This is a genomic window from Streptomyces ruber (assembly GCF_014648075.1).
Classification (GTDB): domain Bacteria; phylum Actinomycetota; class Actinomycetes; order Streptomycetales; family Streptomycetaceae; genus Streptomyces; species Streptomyces ruber.
On the sequence record NZ_BMQK01000001.1, the window covers coordinates 594,773 to 610,990 of the forward strand.

The window sequence follows — 16,218 nt, forward strand, 5'->3', positions numbered from 1 at the left end:
GCCATGGACAGAGGCACAGTTGCAGGAGCGCCGGACGGGACGTCCGGCCGGCGCGCGACTTCCCGCTAGGAGTGACACCAAGCATGACCACTGTCGCCGCGTACGCCGCCCCCGCGGCCAAGGCTCCCCTGGAGCGCACCACCATCGAGCGCCGCGCGGTCGGTGAGAACGACGTCCTGATCGAGATCAAGTTCGCCGGCATCTGCCACTCGGACATCCACATGGCCACCGCCGGCTGGGGCGAGGCCATCTTCCCGATGGTCCCGGGCCACGAGATCGCCGGTGTCGTCACCGAGGTCGGCTCCGCCGTCACCAAGTTCCAGGTCGGCGACCACGCGGGCGTCGGCTGCATGGTCGACTCCTGCCGCGAGTGCGAGTACTGCAAGGCCGGCAAGGAGCAGTACTGCGTCAAGGGCAACGTGCAGACGTACGGTGCCGTCGGCAAGGACGGCGAGGTGACCTACGGCGGCTACTCGACGCACATCGTCGTCGACCAGGACTTCGCCCTCCGAATCCCGGACGGGCTGTCCCTCGACGTCGCCGCGCCGCTGCTGTGCGCCGGCATCACCACGTACTCCCCGCTGAAGCACTGGAACGCGGGCCCCGGCAAGAAGGTCGCTGTCCTCGGCATGGGCGGCCTCGGCCACATGGGCGTCAAGCTCGCGCACGCGCTCGGTGCCGAGGTGACGGTGCTGTCGCAGTCGCTGCGCAAGAAGGACGACGGCCTGAAGCTGGGCGCCGACCACTACTACGCCACCAGCGACCCGGAGACCTTCGAGAAGCTGCGCGGCTCCTTCGACCTCATCCTGTCGACGGTGTCGGCGCCGCTGGACTTCGCGGCCTACCTGTCCCTGCTGAAGACGGACGGCGCGCTGGTGAACGTGGGCGCCCCCGAGGAGCCCGTCTCGCTCAACCTCTTCGCGCTGCTCGGCGGCCGCAAGACCCTCGCCGGGTCCATGATCGGCGGCATCCGGGAGACCCAGGAGATGCTGGACTTCTGCGCGGCGCACGGCATCGGCGCCGAGATCGAGCTGATCGCCGCCTCCGAGATCAACGAGGCGTACGAGCGGGTGCTGAAGAGCGACGTGCGCTACCGGTTCGTGATCGACGCGGCGACGATCTGAGCCCACGCGACGTGACGGCGGGGCCGGGACCGGAGGACGGTCCCGGCCCCGCCGTCACGTTCTCACGCGGCGCCCCGCCCGCCGCCCGACTCGCGGGCGGGTGCCGGTCCGCGCGGTCGGAGGTCGCAGGTCGCAGGACGCACGTCGCGGGACCGAGCGGTGACGGCCGAAGGGCCGATGGTGCGGGCGGGCGGTGCTGCCTAGCGTGGGCCGTGCACCCGGCGCCGTACGGGGGTCGGCGCCGGGTCGAGCGGTGCGGAGAGCCGCGCGCACGGAGTGCCGTGTGCGAAGAGCCGTGTGCGAAGAGTCGTGCGACGAGAGGACCCGACATGACCATCGAGCTGAACCACACGATCGTCTACGCCCGCGACAAGGAGGCGTCGGCGCGGTTCCTCGCCGACATCCTGGGGCTGGACGTGAGCCCGCAGTACGGCCCGTTCGTCCCGGTCGTGATCCCCAACGGGGTGACCCTCGACTACGCGGACACCTCCGGGACCATCACGCCCCAGCACTACGCCTTCCTGGTCTCGGAACAGGACTTCGACGAGATCTTCGGGCGCATCCGGGCGGCGGGCCTGACCTACTGGGCCGACCCGTACCACCGGAAGGAGATGGAGATCAACACGAACGACGGCGGCCGCGGCACCTACTTCGAGGACCCGAACGGCCACAACCTGGAGATTCTGACGCGCCCGTACGGCAGCGGATCGTAAGGGGCGCGGGGCGCGGGGCGCGGGCCCTCTCAGCGCACGCCGGGCAGGGAGATCCCCGTACCGCCGGACCCGCAGTACCCGGCGGGATTCCGGTACAGGTACTGCTGGTGCGAGGCGCCCGCCGGATAGAAGGGGTACCGCCCGGCGTCGAGGATCCCGGTCGTGATCTCCCCGTACCCGGCAGCGGACAGCGCCTCCTGGTACCGCTCCCGCGTCCGCTCGGCGGCGGCCCGCCGGGCGGGGGAGCGGGTGAACACGAGCGACCGGACATGGGTGCCGACGTCGTTGCCCTGCCGGAAGCCCTGCGTGGGGTCGTGCCCCTCCCAGAACACCTGGAGCAGCCGCTCGTACGACACGACCGCCGGGTCGAAGACGACGCGCACGGCCTCGGCGTGCCCGGTCAGCCCCGTCCGTACCTCGTCGTCGACGGGATACGGGGTGAAGCCGCCCTGGAAACCGGTCAGCGTCGTCCACACCCCGATCGTCTGCCAGAACCGCCGCTCGGCGCCCCAGAAACACCCGAGCGCGAACTCCGCGACCCCGTACCCCTCCGGATAGGGCCCCAGCAGGGCGGTCCCCAGCGCGGCGTGCCGCTCGGGCACCTCGTACGCGGGGGCGTCCCTGCCGGGAGGCGCTTCCCGGGCCGTCGGCATCCGCGGCTCCGCGCTCCGTCCGAACACCACCGCGCCCCCCTTGTCAGCCGTGGCCGACCCTTGTCAGCCGTGGCCGACCCTTGTCAGCCGTCGTCGGCCGGCCGGACGTCCGGCGCTCAGCCCTCGGCGCGCGCCAGACCGATGGGGCAGGACACCCCGGTGCCGCCGATGCCGCAGTACCCCGCCGGGTTCTTGTCCAGGTACTGCTGGTGGTAGTCCTCCGCCGGGTAGAACTCGCGGCCCTCCGCCGGCAGGATCTCCGTGGTGATCGTGCCGTAGCCGGACGACGTCAGGACCTTCTGGTAGGCCTCGCGGGAGGCCTCGGCCGCGGCGGCCTGGGCGGGGGAGTGGGTGTAGATCGCGGAGCGGTACTGCGTACCGACGTCGTTGCCCTGACGGAAGCCCTGCGTGGGGTCGTGGGACTCCCAGAACACCTGGAGCAGCCGCTCGTAGGAGATCACCTCGGGGTCGTACACGACGCGGACCGCCTCCGTGTGGCCCGTCAGCCCGGAGCAGACCTCCTCGTACGTGGGGTTCTCGGTGAAGCCGCCCTGGTAACCGACCAGGGTCGTGTGCACACCGGCCGGGAGCTGCCAGAACTTGCGCTCGGCGCCCCAGAAACAACCCAGGCCGAAGTCGGCGACCGCCGAACCCTCGGGGTAGGGACCGAGCAGCCGGGTGCCGAGGACCGTGTGGGTCTCGGGGACCGTGTAGAGGGGCTCGGGGCGGCCCTTGAGCGCCTGCTCGGGGGTGGGCAGGACAGGCGTACGGCCGAACAGCATGACGCGGGCTCCTTCGTGGTCTCGACGCCGTCCCGTGGGGTCGCGGGACGACATCCGGAGAACGCCCGGGGGGCTCGCCGCATTCCGGCCGTACGGGCCGTTCGGCCCGAACGGCCCGGTACTGGGCATTACGCCTGGCGGGCGTCACGTCCGTCAGGCTCGCGTCGCGCATCCGGCGGAACTCCGCCGCCGGGTCGCCCTCGGGTGCCAGGGGGCAGCGCGGGTGTTCCTCGCGGGACCAGCAGCCGGGTGCCGGCGTCGGCGGCCACGTCAGTGCAGCAGCGTCGCGGGGCTTCCGCCGTTCGCCTCGTAGCCCGCGACCGCGAGCGCCCGGTATATCGCGTAGTCCTCGGCCGGGTCGGGGTTGAGGGTCCACGGCAGCGCGCCCACGTGGCCGTCGACGTGCACCAGCTGGCTCATGGCCTCGGCCCAGCGCTCGCCGCGGACCAGGAAGAACACCAGGAGGTGGCGGACGTGGGCCAGCATGGGGTCGTCGGGACGGGCCGCGTGCACCGCGAAGAGCGCGCCGTGCACCGCCTTCGTCACGACCTCGCTCTGGTAGAAGCCCGTGACCAGGTTGACCTCGGGCAGGTGCTCGAAGACGGCGAACAGCGGCATGGCCGCGAGGAGGGAGCCCCGCGGCGCGCGGGCGGCGGCCGCCTCCGCGAACGCGTACGCCTGCTCCCGCGAGCCGTGCCACTTCTCGCACCAGTAGTGCAGCGCGGCCAGGTGCGCGCCCATGTGCGCGGGGGCGCGGTCCAGGATCCTCAGCCAGATCTGCTCGAACTCCTGCTGGGAGTAGCCGAGTCCACGGGCCACCGACAGCTCGATGATGTACGGGACCGGGTCGCCCGGGGCCAGCAGCGCGGCATCGCCGCAGGCCGCCCTGGCCTCCTCCATGATGATGCGGAACTCGTCCGTGCCCGGTGTCGCCGTCCGCCACGCCTGCTGCACCAGGAACTCGGCGTGCACCGCCGCACCGCCCGCGTCCTTGGGTGCCTCGGCCCGCCAGACGCGCAGCCACTGCCCGCCCGGGCTGTCGCTCACCCCGCCGGGGCGCTGCTGCAGCTCCAGCGACGCGGCGCCGGCGAAGGCCTGCACCCGCTGCCAGCGGCGCTCGCCCTCCGCCTCGGTGCCCTGCAACAGCTGCGCCGCGGCGCGGTAGTCCTGGGTGCGCTGCACCAGGTCCAGCACGTCGAGCAGGTCCTGATCCGGGCCGGGCATGCGGATGTCCAGCAGCTCCTGCCGCACGAAGCCGTAGTCCGCCGGGTCCGCGGCGTCCGGGTGCCCCGGCGTCACCTGCTGGATTCCGGCACGCCTGCGCGACACGATCAGATTGACCGCGAAGCCGATCATGACGAGCGCCATCAGGACCCAGAGAATCTCCATGTCCCAAGCGAACCAGACGGGTCCGACAATTGGCCAACCCGCCCACGTCACGACTTGGCACCCACCCGCCCCGGGCGCCCGGCCGGCGGCCTCCCGCGTCCGGCCGGCGCCGGGAACCGGCCGACCCGCCGTACCCGGCCCGTTCCCGTCCCCCGGCGGAGCCCCGGGCGCACTACGCTCGGTGCGCATGAGCGACAGGCACATCAGTCAGCACTTCGAGACCCTGGCGATCCACGCGGGCAACACCGCGGATCCCCTCACCGGCGCGGTCGTCCCGCCGATCTACCAGGTCTCGACCTACAAGCAGGACGGCGTCGGCGGCCTGCGCGGCGGTTACGAGTACAGCCGGAGCGCCAACCCCACCAGGACCGCCCTGGAGGAGAACCTCGCCGCCCTGGAGGGCGGCCGCCGCGGGCTCGCGTTCGCGTCGGGGCTGGCGGCCGAGGACTGCCTGTTGCGTACGCTGCTCGCCCCCGGCGACCACGTGGTCATCCCGAACGACGCGTACGGCGGCACCTTCCGCCTCTTCGCGAAGGTCGTCTCGCGGTGGGGCGTCGAGTGGTCCGTCGCCGACTCGGGCGACCCGGCCGCCGTACGGGCCGCCCTCACTCCGAAGACAAAGGTCATCTGGGTGGAGACCCCCTCCAACCCGCTCCTCGGCGTCACCGACATCGCCGCCGTCGCCCAGGTCGCCCGCGAGGCCGGGGTGCGGCTGGTCGTCGACAACACCTTCGCCACGCCCTACCTCCAGCAGCCGCTCTCCCTCGGCGCGGACGTCGTCGTGCACTCGCTGACCAAGTACATGGGGGGCCACTCGGACGTCGTGGGCGGTGCCCTCGTCGTGGCCGACGAGGCGCTGGGCGAGGAGCTCGCGTTCCACCAGAACGCGATGGGCGCGGTCGCCGGGCCCTTCGACTCCTGGCTGGTGCTGCGCGGCACCAAGACCCTCGCCGTGCGCATGGACCGGCACAGCGAGAACGCCACGAAGGTCGCCGACATGCTCACCCGGCACGCACGCGTGACGAGCGTCCTCTACCCGGGCCTGCCCGAGCACCCGGGGCACGAGGCCGCGGCCAAGCAGATGAAGGCGTTCGGCGGCATGGTCTCCTTCCGCGTCGAGGGCGGCGAGGAGGCGGCCGTCGAGGTCTGCAACCGCGCCAAGGTGTTCACGCTCGGCGAGTCCCTCGGCGGTGTGGAGTCCCTGATCGAGCACCCGGGCCGCATGACGCACGCGTCCGCGGCCGGCTCGGCGCTCGAGGTGCCCGCCGACCTGGTCCGCCTCTCCGTGGGCATCGAGAACGTCGACGACCTCCTGGCCGACCTCCAGCAGGCCCTCGGCCGCTGACCACCGGCGGCCGCCGGCCGGCCGGTGCTCACCAGCCGGTCAGCGGCGGCGTCGTGTCCGACGGCGGCTGCACCCAGGGGCGCGCCGCCGACGCCCACAGGACGAACGCGACGACCGCCGCCAGCAGCACCAGCCACAGCAGACGGCGGACCGCGGCCCGGCGGCGCAGCATGCGCCCGCCGAGCCGCACCGCGTCCCCGTACAGCTCGGGCGGCACGGGCGGCGGCGTCCGCTCCAGGAGCCGCCGTGCGACGGTCTCCCGCTCACGTCTGTTCATGACCGCGCCGCCCCGACGGCCGCGGGCGCCCGCCCGCGCGGCGGACGGAGCAGGTCCGCGGTGGCCCGCGCACAGAGCGCCCGTACGCGGTCCGCGGGCAGCCCCAGCAGCGCCGCCGTCTGCTCCTCGGCGACGCCCTCGAACAGCCTGAGGACGACGACCAGCCGCTGCCGCGGCGTGAGCGCCGAGAGCGCCGCGGGCGCCGCGGGTGCGTCCGGCGGGCGGAACCGGACGGAGCGCCGGCCGGGCCGGCGGCGGCCGTACCAGGGCCACGCCCCGTCCGCGAAGCGGAGGACCAGGTGCCTGCGCGTCCGGTCGTACGGGTCCTCGCCGTGCAGACGGTCCCAGGAGGCGTACGTCGAGGCGAGGGAGAGCGTCAGCAGGCGTCGCGCGCGCGGGTTGTCGTCCGGGGGTTCCGCCGTGAGCAGTGTGGCGGCGTGCAGGAGCCGCCCGGCCGCGCCCGCGACGAACGCCTCGAACTCCCGGGCCCGGCGTGCCTCCGCCGCTTCGGACGCCTGCCGTTCGCGCACCGTGCCTCCCGTCCGGGGGCACTCCGACGGCTCGACGGGCCCCGGTCTCATATCAGGCCGGGAGCCGCCCCACGGTCAAGAGCCGTGCACGCGCGTGGGAGGACGGGCGCCGCCGTACACCGGCCGTGATCAAGCACCACACGAGTGGGGGACATCGCCGACGGGCCCACGGACCCCGTAAGTGAACGGCGCGACCGGACGCGGCCGGATCCGTGCGCTTCGGCCCGGGACGCTCAGGAGGCCGGTTCCGAGTCCGCCGACGAGGCGCCCGGAACGGTCATACGGGCGGACAGCGCGCCGTTGAAGCGGGTCAGGAGCGCGCAGAACGTCTCGCGCTCCTCCGGCTCCCAGTCCTGCGTGAGCTCCGCCATCAGCTGCCGTCGCGAGGACCGCACCTCGTCCAGGCGGGCCAGTCCGCGCGGGGAGAGCTGGAGCACCACCGCGCGCCCGTCCTCCGGGTGGGAGGTGCGCTTGACCAGCCCGGTGTCGACGAGCGGCGCCACCTGCCGGGTGACCGTGGACGAGTCGATGCCCATGCTGGCGGCGAGGGCCTTGACGCCCATCGGGCCCTCTTTGTCGAGCCGGTTGAGCAGCAGGTACGCGGCGCGGTCCATGGAGTTGCGCACCTGCCCGACGCCGCCGAGCCGGGTCTGTTCGGCACGGCGTGCGAACACCGCGACCTCGTGCTGCAGCGCGTCCAGAAGACCGGTGTCACCGACGGTCGTCATGTCCATCGACATGTCAGGTGGTGTGGGCATGGCCGGGGGCTCACTTCATGCGTGGGTGCTGGGTTGGGGGACAGAGTACGCGGCGGACAGCCGGGCCGTACCGACGCTGCGCAAACCGGTCGCGGCCGGTGGTACCGCCACGGGGGTGCGCTGTGAACTGCGAGACTGGTGGTCATGAGCTACAACACGGCTGACTCCTTGCCGCGCGTGACGATCGACGACGTCCGCGGCGCCCGGAAGATGCTCGAGGGCATCGCACGGGTCACCGCCATGGAGGGCAGCAGGCACCTGTCGCAGCTGGTCGGCGCGCCGGTGCACCTCAAGTGCGAGAACCTGCAGCGGACCGGTTCGTTCAAGCTCCGCGGCGCGTACGTGCGCATCGCGGGGCTGCTGCCCGAGGAGCGCGCCGCCGGGGTCGTCGCCGCGAGCGCCGGCAACCACGCGCAGGGCGTCGCCCTGGCGTCCTCGCTGCTCGGGGTGCGCGCCACGGTCTTCATGCCGAGGGGCGCCCCGCTGCCCAAGATCAGCGCGACCCGCGAGTACGGTGCCGAGGTGCGCCTGCACGGCATGGTCATCGACGAGACGCTGGCCGCCGCCCAGGCGTACGCGGCCGAGACGGGCGCGGTGTTCATCCACCCCTTCGACCACCCCGACGTCATCGCGGGCCAGGGCACGGTCGGCCTGGAGATCCTGGAGCAGTGCCCCGAGGCCCGCACGCTGGTCGTGGGGATCGGCGGCGGCGGGCTGGCCGCGGGCGTCGCGGTCGCCGTGAAGGCGCTGCGCCCGGACATACGCGTCGTCGGGGTGCAGGCGGAGGGCGCGGCCGCGTACCCGCCGTCGCTGGCGGCCGGGCGTCCGGTGTCCATCGACGCCCCGGCGACGATGGCGGACGGCATCAAGGTCGGCCGGCCCGGGGACGTCCCGTTCGGGATCATCGGCGAGCTGGTGGACGAGGTGCGCACGGTCTCGGAGGACGCGCTGTCCGCCGCGCTGCTGCTGTGCCTGGAGCGGGCCAAGCTGGTGGTCGAGCCGGCCGGGGCGAGTCCGGTCGCGGCCCTGCTGAGCGCGCCGGAGACGTTCGAGGGGCCGGTGGTCGCGCTGCTGTCCGGCGGCAACGTCGACCCGGTGCTGATGGAGCGCGTCCTGCGGCACGGCATGGCGGCCCAGGGCCGCTACCTGGCCGTCCGGCTGCGCCTGACGGACCGCCCGGGGGCTCTCGCCACGCTGCTCGGGGTGCTGTCGACGGTCGACGCCAACGTCCTCGACGTCAGCCACGTACGCACCGACCCCCGGCTCGGCCTGACCGAGGCCGAGGTCGAACTGCACCTGGAGACGAAGGGCCCGGAGCACTGCACCGAGGTCGGTCACGCCCTCCGCGAGGCCGGCTACACGGTCATGGACTGACGTCCGGACACATCCGGAACCGCACCGCGCCGCGAGTGACTGCGCCGCGAGCGACTGCGCCGCCGCGGCCGTGATCACGACGACGCGGCCGGGGGCATGGCCCGGCCCGCCGGCCCGTGGACCGTCTGCCCCGGCTCGGTACGGCCGCGGCCTGATCACCCGGCCCGGTCCGCCAGGCCGGGACTGCGGGCCTGGTTCGCCGGGTTGGGTTCGGCCGGCTCGGTTCGCCGGGTTTGGTTTGCGCGGTTCGGTCCGCCTGCCTCGGTTCGGCCAGCCCGGTTCGCTCGGCTCGGTTCGCCGGGTTCGGTTCGCCGGGTTCGGTTCGCGCGACTCGGTCCGCCTGCCTCGATTCGCCCGGCTCGGTCCGCCCGGACCGGTCCGGCCACCTCGGTCCGCCTGCCTCGATGCGCCCGGTTCGGTCCGCCCGGACCGGTCCGGCCACCTCGGTCCGCCCGGCTCGGTCCGCCCGATTCGGTCCGGCTCGGTCCGGCTCGGTCCGGACCGCCCGGACCGGTCCCCCCGGCCGTAACTCCGTCCCCTGTGCAACGGTGCCCCCGGCGCCGAAAGGGCGGCCGGGGGCACCGGGTGGGTGGTCGGGTCGGCGGGCCGGAGCCCGTGGCATCCGTGGGCGGCCGGTTCCGGGGCGGCACCCGGGGCCTTCGGGGCGGGGCCGGTGTGCCGGGTGCGGCCGGACGGTGCTCAGCCCTGGTAGGGCTCCGCCTTGAGGACCTTCACCGAAGCGGTCTTGCCGTTCGGCAGCTCGTACTGGGCGACCTCGCCGGCCTGCTTGCCGATCACGCCCCGGCCGAGCGGCGACTGCGGCGAGTACGTCTCGACGTCGGAGCTCGCGTACTCGCGGGAGGCGAGCAGGAAGGTCAGCGTGTCGTCCTCGTCACCGTCGAACGCGATGGTCACGACCATGCCGGGCGCCACCGCGCCGTCGGAGGCCGGGGCCTCGCCGACCTTCGCGGTCTCCAGGAGCTGGGTGAGCTGGCGCACGCGGAGCTCCTGCTTGCCCTGCTCCTCCTTGGCCGCGTGGTACCCGCCGTTCTCGCGCAGGTCCCCCTCCTCGCGCGCGGCGGCGATCTTCGCGGAGATCTCCGTGCGTGCGGGACCAGTAAGGTACTCAAGCTCGTCCTTGAGCTTGTTGTACGCCTCCTGGGTCAGCCAGGTGACGTTCTCGCTGGTCTGGGTCACAGGTGCTCCTCGTAGGTACTTGGAATACAAAGCATCGCCCTACCCAGAACAATGTTCCTTCATGAGTGGGCGAAACCACGAGCCTAACAATTCAGTGGCCGAAGGGGGAGGACATAAGCGGCGAGAACCACGTCGCCGCAGGTCAGCAGGGAGACACGCCGACCGGCGCGCGGGGCCGGATCAGCCGGCGCGGCAGCCCACCAGCTCCGCCGTGGTGCCGGGAGACGTCGTACGGAGCGTGACGACCTCGTCGATACGGGTGGCGTCCCCGTCGAAGCGGAAGTCGGCCCGGCCGACCTCGGCCCCGTCCGCGGACTGCGAGCGCAGGGTGCAGTAACCGCTCGCGCCGGCGTCCTTGTGGACCTCCAGGTGCACCGCGACCGAGTCGTCCGACAGCTCGAACTTGATCACCTCGGCGCTGATCTCGCTGCCGGCGACGTAGTGGAAGCCGAACCAGCCGACGAGGAGGACCAGGCAGGCACCGAGCACCGAGCCGACGATCCTGAGAGTACGGTCGGTGCGCGCGTCGGCGGAGCGGCCGTACCGCCCCTCGGGCAGCCGTGTGCTCGGCGTACTCATGATCGTCCTCCCGGATGGGCTCCGGCGAATGTCCCGAAAGGGACCTCAGGTACCCCTCCCGGAATTTTTCCACCCGCCGATTCGGTCACTATAGAAGCCGCCCGACACCCCGGTTCACACCGGGCCGAGTGACCGAGTTCCGGCCGGGCGCCGACTTAACCGAGGATGGAGTCTTGACAGACCAGCTGCGACTGATGGCCGTGCACGCACACCCCGACGACGAGTCGAGCAAGGGCGCGGCCACCATGGCGAAGTACGTGTCCGAGGGGGTGGACGTGCTGGTGGTGACCTGCACGGGCGGGGAGCGCGGCTCCATCCTCAACCCCAAGCTGCAGGGCGACAAGTACATCGAGGAGCACATTCACGAAGTACGCAAGAAGGAGATGGACGAGGCGCGCGAGATCCTCGGGATCAAGCAGGAGTGGCTCGGTTTCGTCGACTCCGGGCTGCCCGAGGGCGACCCGCTGCCGCCGCTCCCCGAGGGCTGCTTCGCCCTGGAGGACGTCGACAAGGCGGCCGGGGAGCTGGTGAGAAAGATCCGGTCGTTCCGTCCGCAGGTGATCACCACCTACGACGAGAACGGCGGCTACCCGCACCCCGACCACATCATGACCCACAAGATCTCCATGGTGGCGTTCGAGTACGCGGCGGACACCGACAAGTACCCGGAGGCCGAGTACGGCCCCGCATACCAGCCGAAGAAGCTCTACTACAACCAGGGCTTCAACCGTCCGCGCACCGAGGCGCTGCACCAGGCGATGCTGGACCGCGGCCTGGAGTCGCCGTACGGGGACTGGCTCAAGCGCTGGGAGGAGACGGGGCACAAGGACCGCACCCTGACCACGCACGTCCCCTGCGCCGACTTCTACGAGATCCGCGACAAGGCGCTGATCGCGCACGCCACGCAGATCGACCCCGACGGCGGCTGGTTCCGAGTGCCGCTGGAGCTGCAGCGGGAGGTCTGGCCGACGGAGGAGTACGAACTGGCGAAGTCGCTCGTCGACACCTCCCTCCCCGAGGACGACCTCTTCGCGGGCATCCGGGACAATGCCTGACATGAGCGCAAGCGCAAGCCTGGCAATGACGCACCTCGTCCCGCTCGCGGCGGAGGTCGACGAGGACAAGGTGACCCCCGGCGTCCTCGGCTTCATCGTGTTCGCGGTGATGGCCCTGGCGGTGTGGGGGCTGATGAAGTCCCTGAACAAGCACATGGGCAGGGTGGACTTCAAGGAGACGGGCGACACGGGCGGCGATGCGTCGGCGTCGGTGTCCTCGGCGTCCTCCGCGTCCGGGACCGGCGGGAAGGCGTCCCCGGCCAAGGGCTGAGCGCCGCCCGCGACGGCGGCGGGCCGTCGCTCCACGCGGCGACGGGCCGCCGGCACGGCCTCGTGGCGCCCCCGGGCGCCGCGGGGCCATGCCGTGCTTTCCGCGCCTCCCACGCTTCTCGTGCTTTCCTCAGGACGCTCCCGGCACCGGCACCCCCATCACCTCCCGTGCATGGCGGTCCGGGACCATGCCGAGGGACCAGGCCCGCCAGCCCGCCTCCAGGTCGACCCCCCGCTCCAGGAGCAGCTGGTACGCCTCCAGGTACTCGTCCAGCTTCGTGTCGCGCAGGGGATGCGCGGCGCGGGCCAGCTGGGCCAGTTCCTCCTGCGCGACGGCCGTGCCGATCTCGACGCCGCCGGGGGCCGCGTACGGCAGCAGGGTGCAGCGCAGGAAGCGGGCCCAGTCCTCGCCGCGGCGGTCGCCGTACGACATGAAGAGGGCCACCGCCTCGTCGCACAGCGCGAGGGCCTGCCCGGTGCGGGCGTTGCCCGCGTCCACCACCGCCAGTTCCAGACAGGTCCATGCCTCGCCGTGGGCGACGCCGACGCGCTGGAAGTCCGCGCGGCCCTCGACGAGCAGCTGGCGGGCGAAGCCGGAGTTGCGCAGCGAACCCGTCTGGACCGCGCGCTGGTCGCGGGTGACCCGGCCCGAGTGGTGCCGGGCACAGGCCAGCCCGTACACGTCCCGCATCCGGGAGAACATCGTGCGGGCGCGCTCCAGCTCGCGCACCGCGCGGTCGAGGTCGCCCGTCTCCTCCAGGGCCTGGCCGAGGTAGTACAGCGTCCAGGCCACCCCGCGGGCGTCCTCGCTCTCCTGGTGGCGCGAGGAGGCCCGGCGCAGGCCGTCGACCGCGGCGGACGCGTCCCCGGCGACCAGCCGGGCGCGGGCGAGCTGGGTCAGCGCCCACGCCTCGCCGCGGGCGTCGCGGGTCCGCCCGTACAGGTCCAGGGCGCTGCGCAGCTGCTCCTCCGCCTCCGGTACGTCGCCCATCCGCAGGCAGAGCTGGCCGAGCTGGTAGTGGGCCCAGGCCTCGCCGTGCACCGACTGGCCCTCGCGGTGCAGCCGCAGGGAACGGGTGAGCAGGTCGTACGCCTCCGCCAGGCGGGCCCGGTCGCGCTCCACCGCCGCCAGCGCGTGCATGGTCCACGCGCGGTCCACGGACAGCTCCTGCGTCTGCTGGAGGTCCAGCGCCTCCCGGAGCCTGGCCGCCGCCTCGGGGAGGTTGCCCTGGTGGTGCAGGGTGATGCCCAGCGAGGTGAGGGCCCGGGCGGCGCCCGCGTCGTGGCGGGCCTCCATGTACAGGTCGACCACGGAGGACAGCGTCGTGCGCGCCTTGTCCAGCTCGCCCAGCTGGCGGGCGGCGATGCCGGTGCGCCACTGCACCGAGCGGATCAGCAGGCCCTGGTCGACGGCGCGCGCCAGCTCGCTGATCTCGCCGAGGCGGTAGAGGTCGCCGCGCAGCAGGCAGTAGTCGCAGAGGGCGCCCAGCAGATTGAGCACGGCCGCCTGGTCCACGCCCTCGGTGTGCCGCAGCGTGGAGGTGATGAAGCTCGACTCGTCGTCCAGCCAGCGCAGCGCCTCGTCGAGCGAGGTGAAGCCGTGCGGGCCGAACCGGTCCGAGCGCGTGGACATCTTGCCGTCGACCAGCCGCAGCACCGAGTCGGCGAGCTCCGCGTAGTTGACGATCAGGCGCTCCTGGGCCGCCGTGCGCTCGGCGGGTTCCTCCTCGTCCAGCAGCCGGGCCTGCGCGAAGACCCGGACGAGGTCGTGCAGCCGGTACCGGTCGCCGCGGACGTGGTCGAGCAGTCCGGCACGGGCCAGCGCGGCCAGGTGGCGCTTCGCCTCCGTCTCGTCCGTGGCGAGCAGGGAGGCCGCGGCGGCGGCGCCCAGGGACGCCCGGCCCGCCAGCGCGAGGCGCCGCAGCAGCCGGCGCGCGGACTCGGACTGGTCGGTGTAGCGCAGCCACAGGGCGCGTTCGACGGGCTCGACCGGGCCGTACGCGCCCAGGTCCGCGGCGAGCGCGCGGAGCGTGCGCGGCCCCAGGGCGGAGCCCGCGACGCGCAGCGCGAGGGGCAGCCCGCCGCACAGCTCCCGCACGCGCCCGGCGGACTCGGCGTCGTACGGGTCCGGCCTCTCCTGCGCGGTCGCGGCGAGCAGTTCCTCCGCGCCCGCCTCGTCCAGGGGTTCGACGGGGAGCTGGTGCACCCGGGCGGAGAGGCCGGCGGGCAGGGGGAGGGGTCTGCGGGCGGTGACGAGGACGAGGCTGTCGGAGCGCTCGGGAACGAGGGCACGGACCTGCTCCGGGGTCCGGGCGTCGTCCAGGACGATGGTCACCGGCAGCCCGGTCAGTTGCTGGTGGTACAGCTCGGTGAGCCGTTTGACCTGCTGTTCCGGGGAGGAGCGCTCACGGAACAGCAGTTGCTCGCGGGGCGCGCCGAGCCGGTTCAGCAGGTTCAGCAGGGCGTGCCGGGTGGACAGCGGCGGCTCCTCCGGGCTGTCGCCGCGCAGGTCCACGACGCACGCCCCGCGGAACTGGTCCTTCAGGTCGCGGGCCGCGCGCACCGCCAGCGTCGTCCGGCCGGAGCCCGGCGCGCCGTGCAGCACGACGACGGTCGGGCGGGTCTCGGTGCCGGCGCGGCCCGCGTGCACCCACTGCCGGATCCGGGCCAGCTCCGTCCGCCGGCCCGCGAACGGGCCCGCCGCCTCCGGGAGCTGCTGGAAGGACTGCTCCAGCACGCTGCGCCGACGGGCCGCCGCGCTCTTGTCCGCGCCCCGCAGCCGGGGCGCGCCCTTCTTCGCGCCCGCGCCCGCGCCGGTGCTCGCACTGAGCACGCGCTGCTGGTCCAGGAACGGTCTGATGCCGCGCACCTCCAGCGCGGTCAGCCACTGGAGCCGGAGCTGCTCGGGGCCGCCGGGCTGGCCGAGCGCGCCGGCGCGGTGGTGGGCGGCCGGGAGGTGCGCGGCGGTCACCTTCACGACGGTGGCCGCGGCGGCGACGACGCCCACGGTGGCCCCGGCGGTCAGCGCCGTGCCGGTACCGGTGCCGAGGGCCAGGTCGGCCACGGCCGCGGCGATGGCGGCGACGGCCGCGACCAGCAGGGGGGTGCCCGCCCCCTCCCTGGCGTAGCGCTGGGCGAAGGTGAGCCGGCCCTCCTCTGACTCGTCGAGCGCGCGTGTGTACGCCTCGTACTCCTCGACGGCCGCCCCGGCCATGGAGTCGAGGGCCGCACGTGCCCGCGACAGCAGCACGGCACCGTCGGTGCGTCCGCCCGAGCGGCGCACCTCCTCCTCCACGGCTCTGGCCAACAGCCGCTCGGCCTCGGCCCGGTGGCTGTCCCGCATGTCACGTCCCCCTCCGACGACAACGGCCTCCGTCGGACCAGTGTCCTGCGGACGGAGCACGAGCGCGAGAGAGCCGTGCACCCCCAAGTGCCCCGCCGACGTGGCGGTTTCGGGTGTGTCCGGTGAAGGCGGTGGCCCGCCGGGAGCGCGGCCGGAACCGACGCGCGGGGGTGTGCCGGCCGGCCGGGTACGCACCTCGCCGCCACTCGTCGTGCACCGGCCCGGCCCGGCCACGGTGCGCGGGCCGGCGGCGCCGGACGGCACCCGGCGCCCCCGTTGCCCCGCGCCGGGGTCGATCCGGGCGGACCACTCCGTGGGACGAGTCCGATGCTCGTCGCCCACGGCCGTCGCCCGTCGCTCGCCGTCCGCCGGGAGACCGGCCGTCGCTCGCCGTCCGCCGGGAGACCGGCCGTCGCTCGCCGTCCGTCGGGAGACCGGCCGTCGGTCGCTGTCCGCCGGCCACCGGCCCGGCCACGGTGCGCGGGCCGGAGGCACCGGCGGCACCGAAGGCACCGGGTGGCGCCCAGCGGCACCGGGCGGCACCCGGCGCCCCCGTTGCCCCGCGCCGGGGTGGATCCGGGCGGACCACCCCGTGGGACGAGTCCGATGCTCGTCGCCCACGGCCGTCGCCCGTCGCTCGCCGTCCGCGGGGAGACCGGCCGTCGGTCGCTGTCCGCCGGCCACCGGCCCGGCCACGGTGCGCGGGCCGGAGGCACCGGCGGCACCGAAGGCACCGGGTGGCGCCCAGCGGCACCGGGCGGCACCCGGCGCCCCCGTTGCCCCGCCCCGGGGTCGACCCGGGCGGACCACCCCGTGGTACATGGCCCGA

The 16,218-nt window shown here is 73.7% G+C and carries 15 protein-coding genes; 6 read left to right on the forward strand and 9 right to left on the reverse strand.

The window, feature by feature from the left end; genetic code table 11:
- Positions 1–83: 83 nt before the first annotated feature.
- The gene (locus IEZ04_RS02775) at positions 84–1,124 is read left to right on the forward strand and encodes an NAD(P)-dependent alcohol dehydrogenase (protein ID WP_189214960.1); all 1,041 of its coding nucleotides are present in this window, start codon (positions 84–86) and stop codon (positions 1,122–1,124) included.
- Positions 1,125–1,453: 329 nt separating this feature from the next.
- Entirely contained in the window at positions 1,454–1,837 is a 384-nt protein-coding gene (locus IEZ04_RS02780; RefSeq protein ID WP_189214961.1) for a VOC family protein, read from the forward strand.
- Positions 1,838–1,866: 29 nt separating this feature from the next.
- Here the strand turns inward: IEZ04_RS02780 and msrA (IEZ04_RS02785) are convergent, their stop codons facing one another.
- The 3 genes from msrA (IEZ04_RS02785) to IEZ04_RS02795 all read right to left on the reverse strand — a co-directional run bounded on the left by msrA (IEZ04_RS02785) (position 1,867) and on the right by IEZ04_RS02795 (position 4,661).
- On the reverse strand, positions 1,867–2,517 hold the full coding sequence (gene msrA / locus IEZ04_RS02785; protein WP_373296250.1) for a peptide-methionine (S)-S-oxide reductase MsrA: 651 nt from the start codon (positions 2,515–2,517) through the stop codon (positions 1,867–1,869).
- 89 nt (positions 2,518–2,606) lie between these two features.
- Complete coding sequence (gene msrA, locus IEZ04_RS02790; protein ID WP_189214962.1) at positions 2,607–3,272, reverse strand: peptide-methionine (S)-S-oxide reductase MsrA; 666 nt, start codon at positions 3,270–3,272, stop codon at positions 2,607–2,609.
- Between the two features lie 270 nt (positions 3,273–3,542).
- Positions 3,543–4,661, reverse strand: a complete 1,119-nt coding sequence (locus IEZ04_RS02795; protein ID WP_189214963.1) for a hypothetical protein — start codon at positions 4,659–4,661, stop codon at positions 3,543–3,545.
- A gap of 187 nt (positions 4,662–4,848) precedes the next feature.
- Here IEZ04_RS02795 and IEZ04_RS02800 point away from each other — a divergent pair, with 187 nt between their 5' ends.
- Positions 4,849–6,006 carry a cystathionine gamma-synthase gene (locus tag IEZ04_RS02800; RefSeq protein WP_189214964.1) on the forward strand — a complete coding sequence of 386 codons (1,158 nt, stop codon included), beginning with the start codon at positions 4,849–4,851 and terminating at the stop codon, positions 6,004–6,006.
- A gap of 28 nt (positions 6,007–6,034) precedes the next feature.
- On the opposite strand, the gene IEZ04_RS02805 is transcribed toward IEZ04_RS02800, so the two are convergent.
- The 3 genes from IEZ04_RS02805 to IEZ04_RS02815 form a co-directional block, all read right to left on the reverse strand.
- Positions 6,035–6,283 (reverse strand): hypothetical protein, encoded by a 249-nt coding sequence (locus tag IEZ04_RS02805; protein WP_189214965.1) that lies wholly within the window; start codon positions 6,281–6,283, stop codon positions 6,035–6,037.
- A complete protein-coding gene (locus tag IEZ04_RS02810) occupies positions 6,280–6,813 on the reverse strand; it encodes a sigma factor-like helix-turn-helix DNA-binding protein (RefSeq protein ID WP_189214966.1) in 534 nt (177 codons plus the stop codon). The genes IEZ04_RS02805 and IEZ04_RS02810 overlap by 4 nt, the downstream gene beginning before the upstream one ends.
- Positions 6,814–7,046: 233 nt before the next feature.
- The gene (locus IEZ04_RS02815; RefSeq protein ID WP_444545448.1) at positions 7,047–7,547 is read right to left on the reverse strand and encodes a MarR family winged helix-turn-helix transcriptional regulator; all 501 of its coding nucleotides are present in this window, start codon (positions 7,545–7,547) and stop codon (positions 7,047–7,049) included.
- Positions 7,548–7,715: 168 nt separating this feature from the next.
- Here IEZ04_RS02815 and ilvA point away from each other — a divergent pair, with 168 nt between their 5' ends.
- Positions 7,716–8,945, forward strand: coding sequence for a threonine ammonia-lyase (gene ilvA, locus IEZ04_RS02820; protein WP_189214967.1), 1,230 nt, complete (start codon positions 7,716–7,718; stop codon positions 8,943–8,945).
- 699 nt (positions 8,946–9,644) lie between these two features.
- Here the strand turns inward: ilvA and greA are convergent.
- Together greA and IEZ04_RS02830 are read right to left on the reverse strand one after the other, a co-directional pair.
- Positions 9,645–10,142, reverse strand: a complete 498-nt coding sequence (greA, locus tag IEZ04_RS02825) for a transcription elongation factor GreA (RefSeq protein WP_189214968.1) — start codon at positions 10,140–10,142, stop codon at positions 9,645–9,647.
- 180 nt (positions 10,143–10,322) lie between these two features.
- Positions 10,323–10,721 (reverse strand): DUF4307 domain-containing protein, encoded by a 399-nt coding sequence (locus IEZ04_RS02830; protein WP_189214969.1) that lies wholly within the window; start codon positions 10,719–10,721, stop codon positions 10,323–10,325.
- 194 nt (positions 10,722–10,915) lie between these two features.
- On the opposite strand from IEZ04_RS02830, the gene mca reads away from it, so the two are divergent.
- Together mca and IEZ04_RS02840 are read left to right on the forward strand one after the other, a co-directional pair.
- Positions 10,916–11,776: a mycothiol conjugate amidase Mca gene (gene mca, locus IEZ04_RS02835; protein ID WP_189215379.1), complete on the forward strand. Its 861-nt coding sequence runs from the start codon at positions 10,916–10,918 to the stop codon at positions 11,774–11,776.
- Positions 11,769–12,047 carry a hypothetical protein gene (locus tag IEZ04_RS02840; RefSeq protein ID WP_189214970.1) on the forward strand — a complete coding sequence of 93 codons (279 nt, stop codon included), beginning with the start codon at positions 11,769–11,771 and terminating at the stop codon, positions 12,045–12,047. Before mca ends, IEZ04_RS02840 begins: the two co-directional genes overlap by 8 nt.
- A gap of 129 nt (positions 12,048–12,176) precedes the next feature.
- On the opposite strand, the gene IEZ04_RS02845 is transcribed toward IEZ04_RS02840, so the two are convergent.
- Positions 12,177–15,389: a tetratricopeptide repeat protein gene (locus IEZ04_RS02845; RefSeq protein WP_189214971.1), complete on the reverse strand. Its 3,213-nt coding sequence runs from the start codon at positions 15,387–15,389 to the stop codon at positions 12,177–12,179.
- Positions 15,390–16,218: the final 829 nt, after the last annotated feature.